Genomic DNA, 20,157 nt, shown 5'->3' with positions numbered 1-20,157 from the left:
CAACGCCGGCAGTGCAGCCGGGCCGTTGAGGAGGTGCGTGTGCGGTCTGCCCGGAATTCACGTGGTGGGAAGGTGACCGTCTGCGGAATCCGCACCTCCTGGAACACCGTCGGAGACGGCGAGTTCTTCTGCGAGGAGTGCGGGGGCGACCGCAACTACCGGCGGCGCACCGGCCGCCGCAGGTTCGCCGTCCTGGGCGTCCCCGTCCTGCCCCGCGGCTGTACCGGCCCCGTCGTCGAGTGCGCCGCCTGCCACACGCACTTCGGTACGGAGGTGCTCGACCACCCGACGACGAGCCGTTTCTCGGCGATGCTGCGGGACGCCGTGCACACCGTCGCCCTGGCCGTGCTCGCGGCCGGCGGCACCGAATCCCGCGAGGTCCTGGACCGGGCCGTCACCGCGGTCCGGTCCGCCGGCTTCGCCGAGTGCACGGCCGTCCAGCTCGTCGACCTCGTCGAGGCCCTGGAGGCCGACACCGGGCGCTTCATGCCCGAGGTGAACCCCGAGGGCACACTCCTCGCGATCGAGCTCCACGAGGCCCTGGAGCCGCTCACCCCGCACCTGGCGCCCGCCGGGCGGGAGTCGATCCTGCTCCAGGCCGCCCGGATCGCCCTCGCGGACGGCGCCTACAGCCCGGTCGAGACGGAGGTCCTCGGAACCGTCGGGAACGCGCTCGCGCTCGCCCCCGAGGACACCGTCCGCCTGCTGGCCTCGGCCCGTACCGTCCCCTAGGTCTCAGGGGACGATGTTCTGGTTCAGCCGGAACACGTTGTCGGGGTCGTACCGGCGCTTCACCGCGCGCAGCCGGGCGTAGTTCCGGCGGTAGTCGACCCGCCCGCACGCGCCGTACGGCCCGCGCGTGCCGGGCGCTGCCCCGCCCCCGCCCCGTGTGGGCAACCGTCCCGCTGGGGCGGGACGGGTGGGCACACGGGACGGCGCCCTTGCGGGCGCCTCCGCCTTCCGTGCCTGGACCCGCACCCCAGCGTGCCGCACGACGTGGTGCGGTCAGGGCGCGGGAGCCTAGGCCCGGCAAGGGCGCCGTCCGTTGTGCCCACCCGTTCCGCCCTGGCGGAACGTATGCCCACAACGGGGTGGGCGGGGGTGCCGGTCCAGCGGGGTGGTTGTCCGCAGGGGCGATGGGTGCCGGCTCGGCGGGCGCAGCGGACAGGGAGCGTCAGAGCAGGTTGTGGGCGTACGCGTAGGCCGTCGCTGATGCTCGTGAGGTCACGCCCAGCTTCGCGAAGATCTTGTTCAGGTGCCGCGCCACCGTGTGCTCGCTGATCACCAGCGCCCGCGCGACGTCCTTGTTCGTTCCGCCCGACGCGACGAGGCCCAGCACCTCCGCCTCCCGGGCCGTCAGGCCGCCCGGCAACCGTCGACGCGTCAGCAGCGCCGCCGCCCGCCGCGCGTCCGGCACCGCCCCGAGACGTTCGAACACCATCCGCGCCGCGCCCAGCTCCAGGCGCGCCGCCTCCTCGTCGCCCACCGTCCGGTCGACCGCCGCCAGCAGCATCCGCACCTGCGCCGCCTCGTACGGCACCCGCAGCTCCAGCCACCCCGCGAGCGCCCGGCGCAGCAGTCGCAGCGCGGGCTCCGGACGGGCCTCCGCCAGGGCGACCGCGCCCCGCGCCGTGTCGGCCATCGCCCGGAGCAGCGGTACGTCCCCGGCCAGCGCCGCCAGCTCCGTCGACGCGCCCGCCGCCCCGCGTACGTCACGGACGGCGAGGGCCACCTCCGTACGGGCGGCGAGCAGCCGGGCCCGGCCGAGGACGTCGTGGCGGGGGTCGCTCTGGCACGCGAGCGCCAGGCCGACGCCCGCCACCGCCGCCTCGGCCCGGCCCTGCGCGAGGCGCAGCAGCGCGAGGCCCGGCTGCGGGATCCGGCCCAGCTCGTGGGCGTGGGCGTACGAGACGGCGGCCTCGTCCAGGCGGCCCTGGCGCCGCTGCACGTCCCCGGCGGCGTAGTACGCGGCGGCGGCCGACTCCAGGCAGTCCACCGGCACCTCCCGGCACGCCTGCCGCGCCTCCGCCTCCGCGAGCCCCCACGCTCCGAGGAGGTCGAGCACCTCGACCCGGTGCGCCCGGCACACGCCCCGGAAGGGGTTCTCGCCGGAGGGCACGGCCATGGGGAGGGCGGTGGCGGCGGGGGCCTCCGGCGGGGCGGGGACCGCATCCGCGTCCGTCGGCCGGCCCGTCCACGGCGGCGCGCACCATTCCATCGCCGCGTTCGTCCACTCCACCGCCCGGCCGAAGTCCGCCGCCTCCATGCACCGGGTCAGGACCAGGCAGTACAGCCAGCCCGTGAACATGCCGGTCAGTTCGCCCGCCGACACCGCGCACATCGCGTCGTCGAGGAGCGCCATGGCCTCGGTGCGCCGGCCGTCGGCGAGGAGGACCGAGGCCTCGGCCTGGCGGCTCAGGGCGAGGAGGTCCGGGCTGCCGGAGCGGACGGCGAGCCGGGTCATGCGCCGGGTGGCGGCGAGGGCGGCCGCGCGGTCGCCGCGCCCCGCCGCCTCCTCCGCGTCGGTCCAGGCGAGGAAGCACTGCTCGGGGCAGGGCGGCTCGTCGTCCAGGTGGTGGTGGGACCGGTGCAGCCAGCCGGACGCCGCCGCGGGCCGTCCCAGGCCCTCGTACTCGTACGACAGCCACCAGGAGGCGAGCCCGGCGCCCCGGTGGTCGCCGCCCGCCACGTACGCCGCGTGCGCGCGCAGCCGGGCCGTCACGGACTCGTCCACGCGGCCCGACCACCAGGCCGCGTCGGCCAGGGTCATCAGGTCGTCGGCGGTCAGCGCGCGCGAGGGGTGGGCGTCCTGGGCGTGCAGCAGCCCGTACGCCTCGGCCCAGGACTCCCGGGCCGCCGCGGTCCTCGCCTGCGCGATCCCGTCGATCGTGGGTGCGGACATGGCCCTCACCTCTTCCGGGTCCTTCCAGCGTAGGACCGGGCAGAGGGGAGGGCCCCCGGGGTTACTTGATCGCGCCGCTCGCGCGCAGCATGTCCTCGCGCTCGACGATCTTCACGCGCTCGCGGCCCTGCGGCTCGCCGAGCGCCTTCTCGGCGGCGTCGAGGGCGTGCCAGCCCTCCCACGTCGTGTACGTGATGCCCTTGCCCTCCAGGAAGGACACGACCGCGTCCGTCTCCGGGGCGTCGGGCGTGAGCAGGCGCCCGTTCGCGAAGTCGTCCAGGAGGTTCGCGACGGTCTCGTTGGCGTCGCCCTTGGTGTGGCCGATGAGGCCGACGGGGCCGCGCCGGATCCAGCCGGTGCAGTAGGTGGAGGCCATGTGCTCGCCGGTCTCCTCGATGACACGGCCGCCCTGGTCGGGGACGGTGCCGGAGACGGTGTCCCAGGGGAGCTTGGGCAGCTCGTCGGAGAGGTAGCCGACGGCGCGGTAGACGGCCTGGACGTCCCAGTCGGTCGTCTGGCCGGTGCCCTTCACGTTGCCCGTGCCGTCGAGCTCGGTGCGCTCGGTGCGCAGGCCGACGACCTGGCCGTCCTCGCCGAGGATCTCGACGGGGGACTCGAAGAAGTGCAGGAAGAGCTTGTGCGGGCGGTCGCCGATGTCGCGGATCGCCCAGTTCTCCAGGGTCTTGGCGACCATGTCGGTCTGCTTGTTCTTGCGGCGCTCGGCGATCGAGCCCTCGTCGTAGTCGATGTCCTCGGGGTTGACGATGACCTCGATGTTCGGCGAGTGGTCGAGCTCGCGCAGCTCCATGGGGCTGAACTTGGCCTGGGCCGGGCCGCGGCGGCCGAAGACGTGGATCTCGACGGCCTTGTTGGCCTTGAGGCCCTCGTAGACGTTCGCCGGGATCTCGGTCGGAAGCAGCTCGTCCGCCGTCTTGGCGAGGATGCGGGCGATGTCGAGGGCCACGTTGCCGACGCCGAGGACGGCGACCTTCTCGGCCGAGAGCTCCCAGGTGCGCGGGACGTCCGGGTGGCCGTCGTACCAGGAGGCGAAGTCGGCGGCGCCGAGCGAGCCTTCGAGCTCCACGCCGGGGATCCTCAGCTCGCGGTCGGCCATGGCGCCGGTCGAGAAGATCACCGCGTCGTAGAAGGCACGCAGGTCGTCGAGGTGCACGTCGGTGCCGTAGTCGACGTTGCCGAAGAGGCGGACCTGCGGCTTGTCGAGGACCTGGTGGAGGGCGGTGATGATGCCCTTGATGCGGGGGTGGTCGGGGGCGACGCCGTAGCGGATGAGGCCGAAGGGGGCGGGCATCCGCTCGAAGAGGTCGATCGACACGCCCGGCTCGGCGGCGGCCTCGGACTTCAGCAGCGCATCGGCGGCGTAGATTCCGGCGGGGCCGGCGCCGACGATCGCGACCCGGAGGGGGCGGGGCATGTCTGGGTTTCCCTTCGCAAGCGACGTGGCGACGAGGCCGCCGACACTTAGGCCACCCTAAATAACTGATTGCGCGGAGTGGTACCCGCCCCCGGTCTATGGCCTCATAAGCCGAACTTATGACTTCCCAAAGGGTGGCTAGGACCCGAGGGCGTCGACCACGACGGCCACCAGCGCCGCCACCCCGCCGAGCCCGCGGACGAGGAGGAATTCCACCACGCCTTCACGAACAACCTCGGCGCGGAGGCAACGACAACATCCTGCAGCCCTCCGTGCAGCACGAGAACCACGAGAAGAACGCCAAGCGCTCGAAGGGGATCACCGCGTACAGGCTGTTCGACGGCCGCGGCCACTACACCTGCGGCGAGGCCGGCGAGGTCGTCGCCGACCTGGCCATCGACTGGGCCCTCGCGCCCACGCCGGGAGACCTCGCGGCCTCCTGACTACGCCGCGACGCCGGCGACGAACGCCGCCCAGGCTGCCGCCGGCACGACCAGGACGGGCCCGTCGGTGACCTTGCTGTCCCGGACCGGGACGACCCCGGGGACGTCGTCGAGGACCTCGACGCAGCTGCCGCCCTCGCCATTGCTGTAGCTGCTCTTGCGCCAGGCGGCGCCCGTGAAGTCGTACGCGACCTCGACGCAGTCGCCGCCGGAAGCGTTGCTGTAGGAGCTCTTGAACCAGTGGGCGTTGCTCAGGTCGTACGCGCGCATCGTCTGTAGTCCTCCGCCGCCGACTCGATCAGGGCCAGGGACGCCTCAGGCGACAAGGTGGCGACCCTGAGCAGATCGTAGGTGCGCTGTGCCTGCTTCACCACAGCCGGATCGTCGAGGAGCGTCCCCGAAAACTCCGTCTCTGTGTAGGCCGTTGGCGGCTGGTCCTCGAACTCCATGAGCTTGAGCGTTCCGGTCATGTGCGCATGAGCGCCGACGGAGCGGGGCAGGACGCTCAGCAGTACCCACCGCTGCCGCGTGAGGGTCGCGATGCGATCCAGCGTCATCGCCATGACCGCAGGCCCACCCACGGGGGTCAGCAGCACGTTCTCGTGCAGGACGACCCAATACTCGGGCCTTGTAGCGTCCGCGAGGATCCTTGCTCGGTCGAGCCGTGCGGTGAGCTTCTCCTCGATGTACTCCTCCGTGGCGAACGGGTACATCGCCAGCGTCTGAGCTCGCATGTACTCCGCGGTCTGCATCAGACCCGGCACCACCGTCGGCGCGAACTCGCAGATCCTCGTCGCCACCGCCTCCAGCTCCGCCACCGCGCTGAAATAGGACGCGTACGGCGACTTGTCGATGAGCTTGCGCCACGTGCGTTCGAAAATACCGCCGGTTTGTAGGACCTCGTCGATTCGTACCGCCACATCCAGCTGCGGCTTTCGAATTCCCTGCTCGAACAGGCCGATGTACGCCCCGGATACGAACACCCGTCTGCCCAGTTCGCCCTGAGAGAGGCTCGCCGCCTCCCGGCGTTCCTTCAGGAGCTCGCCGAAGAACTCCCACGCGTCCTGCTGCTTGCTTCTGGCCATGGATTAACTCCCCAACCCTACGCCGCAGTTGTACGGCCTGCGCGTCTGCCGATTCTACGGATCCGACCCCACCCTGGTGAGGCGAAGCGTGAAATAGATTCAGAAAGGCATATGTTGGTGAAGGAAGACATCTTGAAGACGCCCTCGGGGGTCATCGAAGCCGCACAAGAGGCAGTGACGGAATTGCGCGAGGCACTCGCAAGGGCAGGAGTCGTACTCCCCTCGCTCGGCCTCGACGTCGTCACCCTCGCCGCCGATCCTCCGAGGCCGCTCGTCGAATTGGGATGCTGCACGGTGGAAACGGCCCGGCTCCTCGCCGCCGCCGTACTGCCGAGGGAGGAGAGTCGCTCATGACGCTGCCCATCGGGTCGTACGTCGTCGAGATCCGTACCGGACGGGTCGGGAGGCTCATGGGGCGCGAGGGCCCTTATGTCCAGATCCGTCCGCTGGGCGGCGGGCGGGAGTGGGACGTGGAGCCGGAGGGGGTGCGGGAGGCCACCTCGGCGGAGCGGCTGAGCGCGGCCACGGCGCACGTCAACGCCCGCAGCCGCGGCGAGGTGCCCTGACCCCCCTCTGGTCGGGTGAAACGCGGTTTGGGCGGCCTTTTGGTCCATCCGCCGCGCCCGCGCTGCACACGCCTCGTCGCACCGGTTACGTGGTTGCCGCGAACCAGTTCGTGTTCGTCGACCACGAAGGGAGATGAGGTGTTCGGCATGGTGGGACGAGGGACGGTCGCGAGACCGGCGTACCGGCTGGCGGCGGTGTCCGTGGCGGCAGGAGCGTTGCTCGCGGGGGGACTTACGGGCGCGAAGGCCGCCGAGCCGGAGGGGCGGTACGTGATCGTCCTGAAGGACTCGGCGCGGGGCCGGCTCGACACGGTCGTGCGGGGGCACGGGCGGGACCACGGGGTGCGCGTGGGCTTCCGGTACAGCCATGCGCTGGTCGGGTACTCGGCGGTGGTGCCGGAGTCCCAGGTGGCCGCGCTGCGGGCGGACCCGAACGTGAAGGCGGTGGCCCCGGACCTGCCCGTCCACGCCACCCAGCAGGTGCTCCCGACGGGAGTGGACCGGATCCAGGCCGATGTGAGCAGTACGGCCTCCGGGAACGGGACGGGGGCCGTCGACACGGCGGTGGCCATCCTCGACACCGGGATCGACACCGGGCACCGTGATCTCAACGTGGCCGGCGGGTTCAACTGCATGAATCCCTCGCGGCCCGAGGCCTACCGGGACAACAACGGCCACGGCACCCACGTGGCCGGTACCGTCGCCGCCCGGGACAACGGCGACGACGTCGTCGGGGTCGTGCCGGGCGCCCGGCTGTACGCGGTGAAGGTGCTCGGCGCCAGTGGCAGCGGATCCACCTCCAACATCGTCTGCGGGCTCGACTGGCTCGCGCAGAACGCCGCCGCGCTCGGCATCAAGACCGCGAACATGAGCCTCGGCGGCGACGGAGCCGACGACGGCAACTGCGGCTTCTCCAACGATGACCCCGAGCACCAGGCGATCTGCCACGTGGTCGACGACACCGGCGTCACCATGGTGGTCGCGGCCGGCAACAGCAGCGACGACCTGGCGAACCACACCCCCGCCGCCTTCGACGAGGTCCTCTCCGTGACCGCCGTGGCCGACTTCGACGGGCAGCCCGGAGGCGGCGCCACCGCGACCTGCCGGACGTCCAACGCGGACGACACCGCGGCCGGCTTCTCCAGCTTCGCCGTCAGTGCCGCGGACGCCGCCCACACCATCGCCGGTCCGGGCGTGTGCATCGAGTCCACCCGCAACCGTGGCCGCACGATCGTCTTCTCCGGCACCTCCATGGCCTCGCCGCACGTGACCGGCACCGCCGCGCTGTGCCTCACCGGGCCCTGCGCGGGCATGACCCCCGCCCAGGTGATCGGCAAGCTCCGCGGCGACGCGGCCGCCCAGCCCGCCTCGTACGGCTTCGCGGGCGACCCGAACGCGCCCGTCACCGGGCGCTACTACGGGCACCTCGTCCACGCCGGCGGCTACTGAGCCACCCCTCGCCCACGACGGAGCCCCGGGTACCGGCCCGGGGCTCCGTCGGCGTACGCGAGAATGGGGGCATGAGTCTGTTCCGCGACGACGGCATCGTGCTGCGCACCCAGAAGCTGGGTGAAGCGGACCGCATCATCACGATCCTCACGCGCGGTCACGGCCGCGTACGCGCCGTCGCGCGCGGGGTGCGCCGTACGAAGTCGAAGTTCGGGGCGCGGCTCGAACCCTTCTCGCACGTGGACGTGCAGTTCTTCGCCCGGGGGAGTGAGCTGGTCGGGCGCGGGCTGCCGCTGTGCACCCAGAGCGAGACCATCGCCGCGTACGGCAGCGGGATCGTCACCGACTACGCCCGGTACACGGCCGGCACGGCCATGCTGGAGACGGCGGAACGGTTCACCGACCACGAGGGGGAGCCCGCCGTCCAGCAGTACCTGCTGCTCGTGGGGGGCCTGCGGACGCTCTCCCGGGGCGAGCACGCGCCGCACCTCATCCTGGACGCCTTCCTCCTCCGCTCCCTCGCCGTGAACGGCTACGCGCCCAGCTTCGACGACTGCGCGAAATGCGGACTCCACGGCCCGAACCGGTTCTTTTCGGTCGCGGCGGGCGGGGTCATATGCGGCGACTGCCGGGTGCCCGGAAGCGTCGTACCCTCTGCGGAGGCCATCGGCCTGCTCAGCGCGCTGCTCACCGGCGACTGGGCGACGGCGGACGCGTGCGAGCCGCGTCACGTCAGGGAGGGCAGCGGGCTCGTGTCCGCCTATCTGCACTGGCACCTGGAGCGCGGCCTGCGCTCCCTGCGGTACGTAGAGAAAAGCTAGGAGAGACCACTCATGGCCATCGCACGACTCCTCGGGCGCCAGCGTCGGGAGTACAGGACACCCGAGCCGCACCCGTCCGGTGCCCGCCCGCCGAAGCTCCAGACCGAGCTCGTGCCGGAGCACGTCGCGATCGTCATGGACGGCAACGGCCGCTGGGCCAAGGAGCGCGGGCTGCCGCGCACCGAGGGGCACAAGGTCGGCGCCGAGCAGGTGCTCGACGTCCTCCAGGGCGCGATCGAGATGGGCGTGGGGGCGATCTCGCTGTACGCCTTCTCCACCGAGAACTGGAAGCGCTCGCCCGAGGAGGTGCGCTTCCTGATGAACTTCAACCGCGACTTCATCCGCAAGACGCGCGACCAGCTCGACGAGCTCGGCATCCGCGTGCGCTGGGTCGGCCGGATGCCCAAGCTGTGGAAGTCGGTGGCCAAGGAGCTCCAGGTCGCGCAGGAGCAGACCAAGGACAACACCAAGCTCACGCTCTACTTCTGCATGAACTACGGCGGTCGCGCGGAGCTCACCGACGCGGCGCAGGCGATGGCCGAGGACGTGAAGGCGGGCCGGCTCGAACCGTCGAAGATCACCGAGAAGACCATCCAGAAGTACCTCTACTACCCGGACATGCCGGACGTGGACCTCTTCCTGCGGCCCAGCGGCGAGCAGCGCACCTCCAACTACCTGATCTGGCAGAGCGCGTACGCCGAGATGGTCTTCCAGGACGTGCTGTGGCCCGACTTCGACCGCCGCGACCTGTGGCGGGCGTGCATCGAGTACGCGCAGCGCGACCGCCGCTTCGGCGGCGTCGACCCGGCCGACCTCGCCGTCCTCGACAAGGCGTAGCGTCTCCGGCGGGAACGAGGGGGGAACGATGGAGCTGGTCTACACACCGACGCGCGCCGACGTGGCCGATGCCGTCCGCGTGCGGATGAAGCACAGCTGGTTCCGGTGGCTCCTGCGGGTGCTGCGGCTCGTCGCGGTCCTGGCGGCCCTGGTGCTGGTCCTGGAACTGTTCGGGCCCGGTGACCCCAAGCCGGCGGGCGCCGTGCGCATGGCGGGGTTCGTCCTGCTGCTCCTGGTCCTCGGGCCGCTCGCGCGGTGGGTCACCTCCCGGCAGATGTACGCGCTGATCGGGAGTCAGGGCGAGCACCGGGCCCGCGTGGACGAGGACGGTGTGCGCTGGACGACCCGCGACAGCGAGGTCGTCCACCGCTGGCAGCTCCTTGCCCGGTACGTCGAGACGCCCACGCAGTTCGTGCTGCTCTCCGCCGACAAGGGCGGTGTCGGCGTGGCCGCTCTGCCCAAGCGGGGCTTCGCCGACCCCGCCGAGGTCGACCGGCTTCGGCAGGTCCTGGACCGGAACATCACCCGCCTGTGACGGATGTGCGAAGGGCCCGCACCGAATGATTCGGTGCGGGCCCTTCGTATGTCAGGTCACTTCTCCGCGCACTCCGCGCACGTGCCGAAGATCTCGACCGTGTGCGCCACGTTCACGAAGCCGTGCTCCGACGCGATCGTCTCGGCCCACTGCTCCACCATCGGGCCCTCCACCTCCACGGCCTTGCCGCAGACACGGCAGACCAGATGGTGGTGGTGGTCGCCGGTCGAGCAGCGGCGGTACACCGTCTCGCCCTCGCTGGTGCGCAGCGCGTCCACCTCGCCCGCGTCCGCGAGGGACTGGAGCGTGCGGTAGACGGTCGTGAGGCCGACGGAGTCGCCGCGGTGCTTGAGCATGTCGTGCAGCTCCTGGGCGCTGCGGAACTCGTCCACCTCGCTCAGTGCCGCCGACACGGCGGCCCGCTGCTTGGTCGAGCGGCCGCGTACGGGGGGTCCTGCCGTCGCCACGGGGGCCTCCTTGGATGCTTGTCCTGCCCCCGCCATTCTGCCAGCCCCCCGCGCCCCCGGGATCAGTCGCGGATCAGACCTTCACGTCGTCCGTCGGCCGCCGGGTGGCCGGAACCTGCGCGTCGCAGTCGCGGGTGGCCGCTTCCGCCGCCCGGGCCCGCCGCTTGGCGAGCGGCGTGGCGAGGAGGGTCAGGACGATGAAGATCCCGATCGCGTACAGGACGATCGTCGCGCCGGGCGGCACGTCCTGGTAGTACGAGGTGACCGTGCCCGCCAGGGTGACCGTGATGCCGGTCGCCACCGCGAGGACGAAGGTCGCGCGGAAGGACTTCGACAGCTGCTGGGCCGCCGCCACGGGCACCACCATGAGCGCGCTGACGAGCAGCAGGCCCACGACCCGCATGGCGACCGTGACGGTCACCGCGGCGGTGACCGCGATCAGCAGGTTCAGGGCGCGCACCGGCAGGCCGGTGACCCGGGCGAACTCCTCGTCCTGGCTGACGGCGAAGAGCTGCTTGCGCAGGCCGACGGTGACCAGGACCACGAAGGCGGCGAGGATGCTGATCGCCGTGACGTCCTCCGGGGACACGGTGGAGAGCGATCCGAAGAGGTACGTGGTCAGATTGGCGTTGGAGCCGGTCTTCGAGAGGCTGGTCAGCATGACGCCGCCTGCCATGCCTCCGTAGAAGAGCAGCGCGAGTGCGAGGTCGCCGCGGGTCTTCCCGTACGCCCGGATCAGCTCCATCGCGATCGAGCCGACAACGGCGACGAGGGTCGCCATCCAGATCGGGTTGGCGTTCAGCAGGAAGCCGAGGCCGACACCGGTCATGGCGACGTGGCCGATGCCGTCGCCCATGAGGGCCTGGCGGCGCTGGACGAGGTAGATGCCGACGGCGGGGGCGGTGATGCCGACGAGGACGGCGGCGAGGAGCGACCGCTGCATGAAGGCGTCGTTGAGGAATTCCATGTCAGGTCAGCAGTCCCGTACGGAGCGGCTCGCCGGCCGCGTGCGGATGAACGTGGTCGTGGCCCGGCAGCGCGTGCTGGCCGAGGGCCTCGGGCGGCGGGCCGTCGTGGACGACGCAGCCGTCGCGCAGGACGACCGCGCGGTCGATGAGCGGCTCCAGGGGGCCCAGCTCGTGCAGGACGAGGAGGACGGAGGTGCCGTCGGCGACCTGCTCGCGCAGGGTCGAGGCGAGGATCTCCTGGCTGGCGAGGTCCACGCCGGCCATCGGCTCGTCCATGATCAGGAGTTCGGGCCGGGAGGCGAGCGCGCGGGCGATCAGGACCCGCTGGTGCTGGCCGCCGGAGAGCGCGGAGACGGAGTCCTTGGCGCGGTCGGCGAGGCCGACGAGCTCGATGGCCCGCTCGACGGCGGCCCGGTCTTCCTTCGTCGTCCAGCCGAACCTGCGGCGGGAGAGCCGGCCCGAGGAGACGACCTCGCGGATGGTGGCGGGGACGCCGGCGGCGGCGGTGGTGCGCTGCGGGACGTAGCCGACGCGCGCCCACTCGCGGAACCGCTTCCGCTCGGTGCCGAACAGCTCGATCGTGCCGCCGGTCAGCGGCACCTGGCCGATGATCGCGCGGACGGCGGTGGACTTGCCGGAGCCGTTGGCGCCGAGCAGGGCGACGACCTCGCCGCGGCGGACGGTGAGGTCGACGCCCCGGAGGACGGGGCGGGCGCCGAGGGCCGCCGTGGCTCCGCGGACGGAAATGACGGGCTCGTCGTTCAAGGCTGTCTCCTACTTGGCGCCGAGCGCGGTCTTCAGTGCGGCGAGGTTGGACTGCATGACCTCGATGTAGTCATCGCCCTTGGACTTGTCCGTGATTCCCTCGAGGGGGTCGAGGACGTCCGTCTTCAGGCCGGTGTCGCCGGCGAGGGTCTTCGCGGTCTTGTCGCTCGCGAGGGTCTCGAAGAAGACGGTGGAGACCTTGTCCTTCGCCGCGATGTCCTGGAGTTCCTTGATGCGGGCGGGGCTCGGCTCGGACTCGGGGTCGATGCCGGTGATGCCCTCCTGCTCCAGGCCGTACCGCTCGGCGAGGTAGCCGAAGGCGGAGTGGGTGGTGATGAAGGTCTTCGTGGCGGTGTTCTTCAGGCCCGTCTCGAACGCGGTGTTCAGGTCGCCGAGCTTCTTCACCAGGGCTTCGGTGTTCTTCTTGTAGTCGGCGGCGTGGTCCGGGTCCGCCTTCTCCAGGGCGCTGCCGACGCCCTTGGCGACCTCGGCGTACTTCACGGGGTCGAGCCAGATGTGCGGGTCGGCGCCGGCCTCGGACCCGTGCGCGTGCTCCTCGCCGTGCCCGTGGTCGTGGCCGACCTCGGTGCCGTGTTCCTCGAGCTTCGTCAGCGTGGCGGCGTCGACGGTGTTCTTCACGCCGGCCTGGGCGATGGCGTCGTCGACGGCGGGCTGGATGCCCTTGAGGTAGAGGATGACGTCGGCCTCGCCGAGCTCGCCGATCTGCTTCGGCTTGAGCTCCAGGTCGTGCGGCTCGACGCCCGGCTTGGTGAGCGTGTTGACGGCGACGTGGCCGCCGCCTATCTGCTCGGCCAGGTACTGCATGGGGTAGAACGACGCCACCACGTCCAGCTTGCCGTCGCTTCCCTTGCCCGCGGCGTCGGACGATCCCGCGCAGGCGGAGAGGGAGACGATGCCGAGTGCGACGGCTCCGGCGAGGGTGGTGGCGGGTATGAGGCGACGTACGTTCATGACACTCATTTTCAACAAAACTGGAAACGGTTGTCAATTGCCCTCCGTGTGGTCCCGCCCACGGGGTCCCTCGGGAGCCTTCGCGGGCCCCCGCCGCCGAACCGATTTGATACAGGGGGCGTGCGCGCCGGTAACCTGAGGCATTCGCACTTCGTCGTCGTAATGAAGAGAGCACCGTGGCCGCCGACAAGATCGACACCATCGTCAGCCTGAGCAAGCGCCGTGGCTTCGTCTACCCGTGCAGTGAGATCTACGGCGGCCAGAAGGCCGCCTGGGACTACGGACCGCTGGGTGTCGAGCTGAAGGAGAACCTGAAGCGCCAGTGGTGGCGTTACATGGTCACCTCGCGCGAGGACGTCGTCGGCATCGACTCGTCGGTCATCCTGGCCACCGAGGTCTGGGAGGCCTCCGGTCACGTCGCCACCTTCACCGACCCGCTGACCGAGTGCACCTCCTGCCACAAGCGCTACCGCGCCGACCACCTGGAGGAGGCGTACGAGGAGAAGCACGGCCGTCTCCCCGAGAGCCTCACCGACCTCAACTGCCCCAACTGCGGCAACAAGGGCACCTTCACCGAGCCCAAGCAGTTCTCCGGCCTGCTCTCCACGCACCTCGGCCCGACCCAGGACACCGGCTCCGTCGCGTACCTGCGTCCCGAGACCGCCCAGGGCATCTTCACCAACTACGCCCAGGTGCAGACCACCTCGCGCAAGAAGCCCCCGTTCGGCATCGCGCAGATGGGCAAGTCCTTCCGGAACGAGATCACTCCGGGCAACTTCATCTTCCGCACGCGCGAGTTCGAGCAGATGGAGATGGAGTTCTTCGTCAAGCCGGGCGAGGACGAGCAGTGGCAGGAGTACTGGATGGAGCAGCGCTGGAACTGGTACACCGGCCTGGGTCTCCGTGAGGAGAACATGCGCTGGTTCGAGCACCCGCAGGAGAAGCTCTCCCACTACTCGAAGCGCACCGCCGACATCGAGTACCGCTTCTCCTTCGGCGGCAGCGAGTGGGGCGAGCTCGAGGGCGTCGCCAACCGCACCGACTACGACCTGACGGCCCACTCCAAGGCCTCCGGCGCCAACCTGACGTTCATGGAGCAGAGCGGCGAGCGCTACACGCCGTACGTCATCGAGCCCGCGGCCGGTGTCGGCCGCGCGATGCTGGCCTTCCTGCTCGACGCGTACGTCGAGGACGAGGCCCCGAACGCCAAGGGCGTCATGGAGAAGCGCACGGTGCTGCGCCTGGACCACCGCCTGGCCCCGGTCAAGGTCGCCGTCCTGCCGCTCTCGCGCAACGAGCAGCTCTCCCCGAAGGCCAAGGGCCTCGCGGCGGACCTGCGCCAGAACTGGAACATCGAGTTCGACGACGCCGGAGCCATCGGCCGCCGCTACCGCCGTCAGGACGAGATCGGCACGCCGTACTGCGTCACCGTCGACTTCGACACCCTCGACGACAACGCGGTGACCGTGCGCGAGCGCGACACCATGAAGCAGGAGCGCGTCTCCCTCGACCAGATCCAGGGCTACCTGGGCAGCCGTCTGCTCGGCTGCTGAATCTGATCAGATCTGATCTGCTCTGATCGCAGACACGGGAAAGCCCCCGGTTCCGTCTCGGAACCGGGGGCTTTCCCGCGTCTCCTACGTCAGGCGGTCGCGGCCGCGGCGGCCGCGGCCTCCGCCTCGGCCTGGCGCCGGGCCCCCTCGGCCGCGCGGCGCTTCCCGAACCAGGCCGTCCACACGCCGAGGGCGCCGAGGACTCCGTAGATCATGATCGGGCTGAGCGTGACCATGGTCTTGGTCGGCAGCACGTACGCCAGGGCGATGCGGACCAGCGCCTCGGCCACGTACGCCACGCCCCACACCAGCGTCATCGTGCGCATGGTGGAGCGGAAGCCCTCGAACTCCCACATGCCGTTCCACCAGGCCGTGCTCGCCGGGGTGCCGTCGGTCGCGAACTTGCGGCCGAAGTAGAACATCAGCGGGCGCGGGGCGAGCAGCGTCACGAGGCAGAGCAGGCCGAACAGGCCCGTCACCGACGAGTCCTTGATCAGGAGCGCGCGGGCGGTGTGCGCGCCGACGAGCGAGACCACGGCCGTGATCACCAGGAAGACCAGGGTGACCATGGCGAACTCGTCGATCTTGCGGCGCCAGGCCGCCATGATCGCGGTGTCGAGGACCGGCCAGGCGCTGCTGAGGAGCAGCGCGGAGAACTCGGACCAGCCGTGGTCCTCCGTCAGTGTGTTGTACGTGAGGATCGGCGCGACGACGTTGAGGCCGATGGTGAGGACCCAGCCGATCGCGGCAGCGCCGCCTGAGCGTTTTGTGGGCTTGGCGGGTGCGGACATGGTTCCCCCTGGGTGTTCTTACGGTCGCGGTGCGGGAGCAGGCTAGTCATGCACCGGACAGGGAAGGGGAAATTCCAAGCCAAATGATCTTCAAAAAGGTTGCGCTTCCCGGGCCCGCGGATCCTTGCGCCCGTCGCTTCTCAGGCCCGCAGTGCTCGCTGCACCAGGGAGACGACCGCCGTGAAGGCGTCCTCGACGTCCGGGGCCGACCACTCCGCGGCGTGCGCGGGATTGTGGAAGCGGTCCGTGGCGTCGAAGACCGCGCGGGCCGTCGCCGCGAAGTCCCGCTCAGGTGCCGCGAACAGACCCTCGCGGTGACCGTCCTCCAGGATGCGGGCGATCTGCTCGACGAGGTGCTCCTCGTGTCGGTCGACCACCGCGCTGTTCTCGCCGATCAGCACCTGGAAGGTGGCCATCAGCTCCGGATCGCCGCCCGCCTTCCTGCGCTTCAGGGCGAACAGGGCCGTCAGCCAGCCGGTCAGCCGCTCGTCCGCGGGATCGCCGGCCTCGACGTACGGCCCGAGCGCCACGATCGTCCGCTCCAGCCACCGCTCGGTGACCGCCTCGCGCAGCTCCGCCTTCGTGCGGAAGTGGCGGTAGACGCTGCCGTGGCTGACGCCGAGGACCCGGGCCACGTCGACGACGGTCGCCTTGGCCGGGCCGAAGCGTCGCAGCACCTCCTCGGTGGCTTCGAGGATGCGCTCTGCGGTCAGGGTCTCGGTGGCGGCCATGGAATGACAGTACCTGTCAGTGCTCGCTGTCCAGGTGGGCCATCTGGGCCGCCGGGTAGCGCTCGCCGGCCGCCGCGCCCGCCGGGACGGCCTCCTCGATCGCGGCCAGGTCGGCGGCGTCGAGCGTGACGTCCAGGGCGCCGAGCGCCTCCGCGAGCCGGTCCCGGCGCCGGGCGCCGACGAGGGGCACGATGTCCTGACCCTGGGCCAGGACCCAGGCGATCGCCGTCTGGGCGACCGAGGCGCCCTTCGCCTCCGCGACCGCGCGCAGCCGGTCCACCAGGTCCAGGTTCCGGTCGAGGTTCTCGCCCTGGAAGCGCGGGGACATCCCGCGGAAGTCGCCGGCGGCGAGCTCCCTGTCCCGGGTGAAGTGGCCGCTGATCAGGCCGCGGGAGAGGACTCCGTACGCGGTGATGCCGATGCCCAGCTCCCGGGCGGTCGGCAGGATCTTGTCCTCGATGGACCGGGAGATCAGGGAGTACTCGATCTGGAGGTCTGCGATCGGGGCGACGGCCGCCGCCCGGCGCAGGGTGTCCGCGCCGACCTCGGAGAGGCCGATGTGCCGGACGTGCCCCGCCTCGACCAGCTCGGCGATGGCGCCGACGGTCTCCTCGATCGGCACGTCGGGGTCGACGCGGGCGATCCGGTAGACGTCGATGTGGTCGGTGCCGAGGCGCTGGAGCGAGTACGCCGCGAAGTTCTTCACGGCGGCCGGGCGGCCGTCGTATCCGGTGAAGCCGCCCTCGACCGTGCGCAGGGCGCCGAACTTCACGCTGGTCAGCGCCTGCTCGCGGGCGGCGGCCGGTGCCGTCCGCAGCGCTTCGTTGATGAGCAGCTCGTTGTGGCCCATCCCGTAGAAGTCGCCCGTGTCGAGCAGGGTCACCCCGGCGTCGAGGGCCGCGTGGATGGTCGCGATCGACTCGGCGCGGTCGCTCTCGCCGTACAGGGCGGACATGCCCATGCAGCCGAGGCCGAGCGCGGAGACGGCGGGGCCGGTGGCGCCGAGGGGGCGGGCGGGGACGGAGGTGTTCGATGTGGTGGTCATGGAACAACCATGACATGACCGATGACAGATTTCAATATCTGTCAGTCGTTTAGGGGTGGGTGGGTGGGTGGATGGGTGAGTGGGTGGGGATCCCGGGTGCCGCCGGGAGGGGGCCGGGGTAGCGTCGCTCGACCAAGGGAGAGGAAGAACGCCTTGCAGTACGGGAGACCTGGTTCCGGATGGGTGAGAACGGGCGCGTCCGCTCTCGCTCTCGCGGTGGCCACCGCCGGACTGACCGGCGGCATCGCACACGCCGAGGCCGCCGAGGGCGTCCTCGGATCGTTCGAGGAGGCCTTCGACAACACGGCCGTCACCCGGGGAGACCCGCCCTCCACAGCCGACTTCGACGGGCACGGAGGCAGCTACTCCGGCGCCCTGCTGAGCGCCGCCGGCTGGGTGCCAGGGGCACCGATCACCGTCAACGGCACGGTCTACACGTGGCCGAACGCGACCCCGCGCGGGGACAACGCGAAGGCCCAGGGCCAGGTCTTCCCCCTGTCGGGCAAGGGCGACGCCCTCGGCTTCCTGGCCGCCGCCGAGAACGGGCCCGCGGAGGGGGACGGCCTGGTCACGTACACCGACGGCACCACCTCGACGTACCACCTCGGCGTCAAGGACTGGATCTGGAACGCCGCCGACCAGTCGGCCCCCGCCGTGACCTTGACCGACACGTTCTTCGACTCGGGCAGACCGGACAGAACGGGGGGCAAGAACGTCTACGCGGTCACCGTTCCCCTCGACCGCGACAAGACCGTGAAGACCGTCGGGCTGCCGACGGCCCCGAACCTGCACGTCTTCTCCGTCGCCGTGCGCGACACCACCACGGCGAGCGCGAACACGACGTGGACGGGAAGCTGGGGCGCGGCCCTCGCGCCGCCGGAAGGGCTGCTCAAGGAGCCCGTCTGGCCCGTCTGGAACAACCAGACCCTGCGCATGGTCGTCCATCCGCACAAGAGCGGTACCGGCACCCGGCTCCGCTTCGCGAACACCTTCGGCTTCCAGCCCGTCACCCTCGGCCGCGTCACGCTCGCCGTACGGTCGGCGCGGACGGCCGCGGCGACCGGAGCCGTACACGAGGTGGCGTTCACCGGCAGCCGCACCATCCCGGCGGGAGGCGAGCTCGTCAGCGACAAGGTCGAATTCCCCGTGACCGCCGACGCCGACCTTCTGGTCAGCGTCCACCTCCCGGGAGAGGTCAAGGGTGCCCCCGTGCACGCCCGCGCCCTGTCCCCGACGTACGTGGGAACGGGCGACCTCACGCGTCAGACCACCGCAGCCGGATTCACGGCCGGCGCTTCCCGGTGGACCTTGCTCAACGGTGTCGACGTGGAGACCGCGGCCTCCCCGGGAACCGTCGTCGCCATCGGTGACTCCCAGACCGACGGTGCCCACACCGACGAGGACTCCAACCAGCGCTGGCCCGACGACTTCGCCAGGATCCTCACCACCGACCCGGCCGCGCCCGGGCTCCTGAACATGGGCCTGAACAGCAACAAGGTCCTCGCCGATCACAGCAGCCCGGTCACCGTGACACCCTCCGAGAATCCGTTGCTCCTCGACGTGGCGGGCCCCAGCGCCCTGAACCGGCTCGATCGCGACGTGTTCGCCCAGCCCGGCGTCCGCCGGGTGGTCCTCTACGAGGGCGTCAACGACATCCGCTACGGGGGCGTCGACGCCCTCAACGCCGACGTGAAGACGGCCGCACTCGTCGACGGCATCAAGAAGATCGTGGCGAGCGCCCGCGCTCGCGGCATCGACGTCACCGTGGCGACCATCCCTCCGTTCGGAGGGCCTGAGGGGAGCGTCGCCTCGGTCGACGACATCGCTCAGGAAAAGGTCCGTCAGAACGTCAACGCCTATGTCCGCACCCTGGACGATCACGTCGACTTCGACCGTGCCACCCGGGACGACGTACCGACCCGGCTCGACCCCGTGTACAAGTCGACCACGGACGATCTGCACTTCAACGCCCTCGGCACCCAGCGCCTCGCCGAGACGCTCGCCGCGGCCGTCACCGGAACGTCGAAGAACCTCTCCCAGACCGCGGCCGCCGACTTCGACGGCGACGGACTGACCGACGTCCTCGCCCGTGACGCCACCTCGTCGACGATGAGGGTCTGGTACGGCCGGGGAGACGGCTCGTTCGACCGCTCGCTGCACGTCACCGACGACTGGAACCACACCCAGACCGTCACGGCCGACTTCGACGGCGACGGCAAGGCCGACATCCTGGCCAGGACGCCCCCGATCTCCGAGGGTTCGACCGCGCCCGAGCTGTGGATGTGGCCCGGCCTGGGCAACGGCCACTTCGGAACCCGTGACCGTGTCACGTCGGGCTGGAACTTCGACGAGGTGGCGGTCGCCGACTTCGACATCGACGGCGAGGTGGACATCATCGCCGCCGACGAAAGCACGCACCGGCTCAAGATCTGGGCGGGCACGGGCCCCACCACCGCCGACTTCGAGCCCCCGCGGGACGTCATGGGGGGTTGGGACGCCTACACCCAGACCGTCGCCGGGGACTTCAACGGCGACGGCGGGGCCGACATCATGGCCACGGACGCCGGCAACGTCCTCACGATGTGGGTCCGCAACCCGGACGGTTCCTTCCAGCCGAAGAAGCCCGTCACCCAGGGCTGGACCCTCACCGGAACCACCGTCGGGGACTTCACCGGGGACGGCAAGGCCGACATCATCGCCCGCGACGCCAACGGCACCCTGAAGATCTGGACCGGCCGCGGCGACACCACCTTCCACGCCCCCAGGCCCGCGCCGGTCCACTGGTAGCGGGAGCC

At 70.9% G+C, this 20,157-nt stretch carries 21 protein-coding genes; 9 read left to right on the top strand and 12 right to left on the bottom strand.

Annotated features, from left to right (window positions below):
• Positions 1 to 39 precede the first annotated feature (39 nt).
• Entirely contained in the window at positions 40 to 732 is a 693-nt protein-coding gene (locus ACN9M0_RS11360) for a TerB family tellurite resistance protein (RefSeq protein ID WP_366035837.1), read from the top strand.
• Positions 733 to 735: 3 nt separating this feature from the next.
• Here the strand turns inward: ACN9M0_RS11360 and ACN9M0_RS11355 are convergent, their stop codons facing one another.
• From ACN9M0_RS11355 to ACN9M0_RS11345, 3 genes are all read right to left on the bottom strand, one after another.
• The gene (locus ACN9M0_RS11355) at positions 736 to 897 is read right to left on the bottom strand and encodes a BBE domain-containing protein (RefSeq protein ID WP_399698260.1); all 162 of its coding nucleotides are present in this window, start codon (positions 895 to 897) and stop codon (positions 736 to 738) included.
• 277 nt (positions 898 to 1,174) lie between these two features.
• Positions 1,175 to 2,902: a LuxR C-terminal-related transcriptional regulator gene (locus ACN9M0_RS11350; protein WP_426403543.1), complete on the bottom strand. Its 1,728-nt coding sequence runs from the start codon at positions 2,900 to 2,902 to the stop codon at positions 1,175 to 1,177.
• Positions 2,903 to 2,963: 61 nt separating this feature from the next.
• Positions 2,964 to 4,334 (bottom strand): FAD-dependent oxidoreductase, encoded by a 1,371-nt coding sequence (locus ACN9M0_RS11345; RefSeq protein WP_366035839.1) that lies wholly within the window; start codon positions 4,332 to 4,334, stop codon positions 2,964 to 2,966.
• 272 nt (positions 4,335 to 4,606) lie between these two features.
• On the opposite strand from ACN9M0_RS11345, the gene ACN9M0_RS11340 reads away from it, so the two are divergent.
• Positions 4,607 to 4,777 carry a hypothetical protein gene (locus tag ACN9M0_RS11340; RefSeq protein ID WP_366035841.1) on the top strand — a complete coding sequence of 57 codons (171 nt, stop codon included), beginning with the start codon at positions 4,607 to 4,609 and terminating at the stop codon, positions 4,775 to 4,777.
• Here ACN9M0_RS11340 and ACN9M0_RS11335 read toward each other — a convergent pair whose 3' ends face one another.
• Together ACN9M0_RS11335 and ACN9M0_RS11330 are read right to left on the bottom strand one after the other, a co-directional pair.
• Positions 4,778 to 5,047 (bottom strand): DUF397 domain-containing protein, encoded by a 270-nt coding sequence (locus ACN9M0_RS11335; protein WP_366035842.1) that lies wholly within the window; start codon positions 5,045 to 5,047, stop codon positions 4,778 to 4,780. It abuts the gene before it with no gap.
• Entirely contained in the window at positions 5,029 to 5,862 is an 834-nt protein-coding gene (locus ACN9M0_RS11330) for a helix-turn-helix domain-containing protein (RefSeq protein ID WP_399698267.1), read from the bottom strand. The genes ACN9M0_RS11335 and ACN9M0_RS11330 overlap by 19 nt, the downstream gene beginning before the upstream one ends.
• A 350-nt stretch (positions 5,863 to 6,212) precedes the next feature.
• Between ACN9M0_RS11330 and ACN9M0_RS11325 the strand changes: the two genes are divergently transcribed.
• The 5 genes from ACN9M0_RS11325 to ACN9M0_RS11305 all read left to right on the top strand — a co-directional run bounded on the left by ACN9M0_RS11325 (position 6,213) and on the right by ACN9M0_RS11305 (position 10,070).
• On the top strand, positions 6,213 to 6,428 hold the full coding sequence (locus ACN9M0_RS11325) for a hypothetical protein (protein WP_093876188.1): 216 nt from the start codon (positions 6,213 to 6,215) through the stop codon (positions 6,426 to 6,428).
• A 147-nt stretch (positions 6,429 to 6,575) separates the two neighbouring features.
• Positions 6,576 to 7,877 (top strand): S8 family serine peptidase, encoded by a 1,302-nt coding sequence (locus tag ACN9M0_RS11320; protein ID WP_366035845.1) that lies wholly within the window; start codon positions 6,576 to 6,578, stop codon positions 7,875 to 7,877.
• Positions 7,878 to 7,948: 71 nt separating this feature from the next.
• Positions 7,949 to 8,698 carry a DNA repair protein RecO gene (recO, locus tag ACN9M0_RS11315; protein ID WP_366035846.1) on the top strand — a complete coding sequence of 250 codons (750 nt, stop codon included), beginning with the start codon at positions 7,949 to 7,951 and terminating at the stop codon, positions 8,696 to 8,698.
• Positions 8,699 to 8,710: 12 nt separating this feature from the next.
• Positions 8,711 to 9,535 carry an isoprenyl transferase gene (locus ACN9M0_RS11310; RefSeq protein ID WP_366035847.1) on the top strand — a complete coding sequence of 275 codons (825 nt, stop codon included), beginning with the start codon at positions 8,711 to 8,713 and terminating at the stop codon, positions 9,533 to 9,535.
• 28 nt (positions 9,536 to 9,563) lie between these two features.
• Positions 9,564 to 10,070 (top strand): YcxB family protein, encoded by a 507-nt coding sequence (locus ACN9M0_RS11305; RefSeq protein WP_426403542.1) that lies wholly within the window; start codon positions 9,564 to 9,566, stop codon positions 10,068 to 10,070.
• A 56-nt stretch (positions 10,071 to 10,126) separates the two neighbouring features.
• Here the strand turns inward: ACN9M0_RS11305 and ACN9M0_RS11300 are convergent, their stop codons facing one another.
• The 4 genes from ACN9M0_RS11300 to ACN9M0_RS11285 form a co-directional block, all read right to left on the bottom strand.
• The gene (locus ACN9M0_RS11300; protein WP_366035849.1) at positions 10,127 to 10,537 is read right to left on the bottom strand and encodes a Fur family transcriptional regulator; all 411 of its coding nucleotides are present in this window, start codon (positions 10,535 to 10,537) and stop codon (positions 10,127 to 10,129) included.
• Positions 10,538 to 10,610: 73 nt separating this feature from the next.
• Positions 10,611 to 11,504, bottom strand: a complete 894-nt coding sequence (locus ACN9M0_RS11295; RefSeq protein WP_426403541.1) for a metal ABC transporter permease — start codon at positions 11,502 to 11,504, stop codon at positions 10,611 to 10,613.
• A gap of 1 nt (position 11,505) precedes the next feature.
• Complete coding sequence (locus tag ACN9M0_RS11290) at positions 11,506 to 12,270, bottom strand: metal ABC transporter ATP-binding protein (RefSeq protein ID WP_366035851.1); 765 nt, start codon at positions 12,268 to 12,270, stop codon at positions 11,506 to 11,508.
• 9 nt (positions 12,271 to 12,279) lie between these two features.
• The gene (locus tag ACN9M0_RS11285) at positions 12,280 to 13,242 is read right to left on the bottom strand and encodes a metal ABC transporter substrate-binding protein (RefSeq protein ID WP_366035852.1); all 963 of its coding nucleotides are present in this window, start codon (positions 13,240 to 13,242) and stop codon (positions 12,280 to 12,282) included.
• Positions 13,243 to 13,418: 176 nt separating this feature from the next.
• Here ACN9M0_RS11285 and ACN9M0_RS11280 point away from each other — a divergent pair, with 176 nt between their 5' ends.
• The gene (locus ACN9M0_RS11280) at positions 13,419 to 14,795 is read left to right on the top strand and encodes a glycine--tRNA ligase (protein WP_366035853.1); all 1,377 of its coding nucleotides are present in this window, start codon (positions 13,419 to 13,421) and stop codon (positions 14,793 to 14,795) included.
• An 89-nt stretch (positions 14,796 to 14,884) separates the two neighbouring features.
• Here the strand turns inward: ACN9M0_RS11280 and ACN9M0_RS11275 are convergent, their stop codons facing one another.
• The 3 genes from ACN9M0_RS11275 to ACN9M0_RS11265 form a co-directional block, all read right to left on the bottom strand.
• On the bottom strand, positions 14,885 to 15,586 hold the full coding sequence (locus tag ACN9M0_RS11275; protein WP_399698285.1) for a VC0807 family protein: 702 nt from the start codon (positions 15,584 to 15,586) through the stop codon (positions 14,885 to 14,887).
• 140 nt (positions 15,587 to 15,726) lie between these two features.
• Complete coding sequence (locus ACN9M0_RS11270) at positions 15,727 to 16,317, bottom strand: TetR family transcriptional regulator (RefSeq protein ID WP_399698287.1); 591 nt, start codon at positions 16,315 to 16,317, stop codon at positions 15,727 to 15,729.
• A gap of 16 nt (positions 16,318 to 16,333) precedes the next feature.
• Positions 16,334 to 17,362: an aldo/keto reductase gene (locus tag ACN9M0_RS11265; RefSeq protein ID WP_426403540.1), complete on the bottom strand. Its 1,029-nt coding sequence runs from the start codon at positions 17,360 to 17,362 to the stop codon at positions 16,334 to 16,336.
• A 216-nt stretch (positions 17,363 to 17,578) separates the two neighbouring features.
• Between ACN9M0_RS11265 and ACN9M0_RS11260 the strand changes: the two genes are divergently transcribed.
• Complete coding sequence (locus tag ACN9M0_RS11260) at positions 17,579 to 20,149, top strand: FG-GAP-like repeat-containing protein (protein WP_426403539.1); 2,571 nt, start codon at positions 17,579 to 17,581, stop codon at positions 20,147 to 20,149.
• The last annotated feature ends 8 nt before the right edge of the window (positions 20,150 to 20,157 follow it).

The sequence above is a fragment of the Streptomyces sp. R-07 genome, assembly GCF_049913175.1.
Lineage (GTDB): Bacteria > Actinomycetota > Actinomycetes > Streptomycetales > Streptomycetaceae > Streptomyces.
Note: the sequence above shows the minus strand (reverse complement) of the source record. Positions and strands in the feature narration are given on the sequence as shown.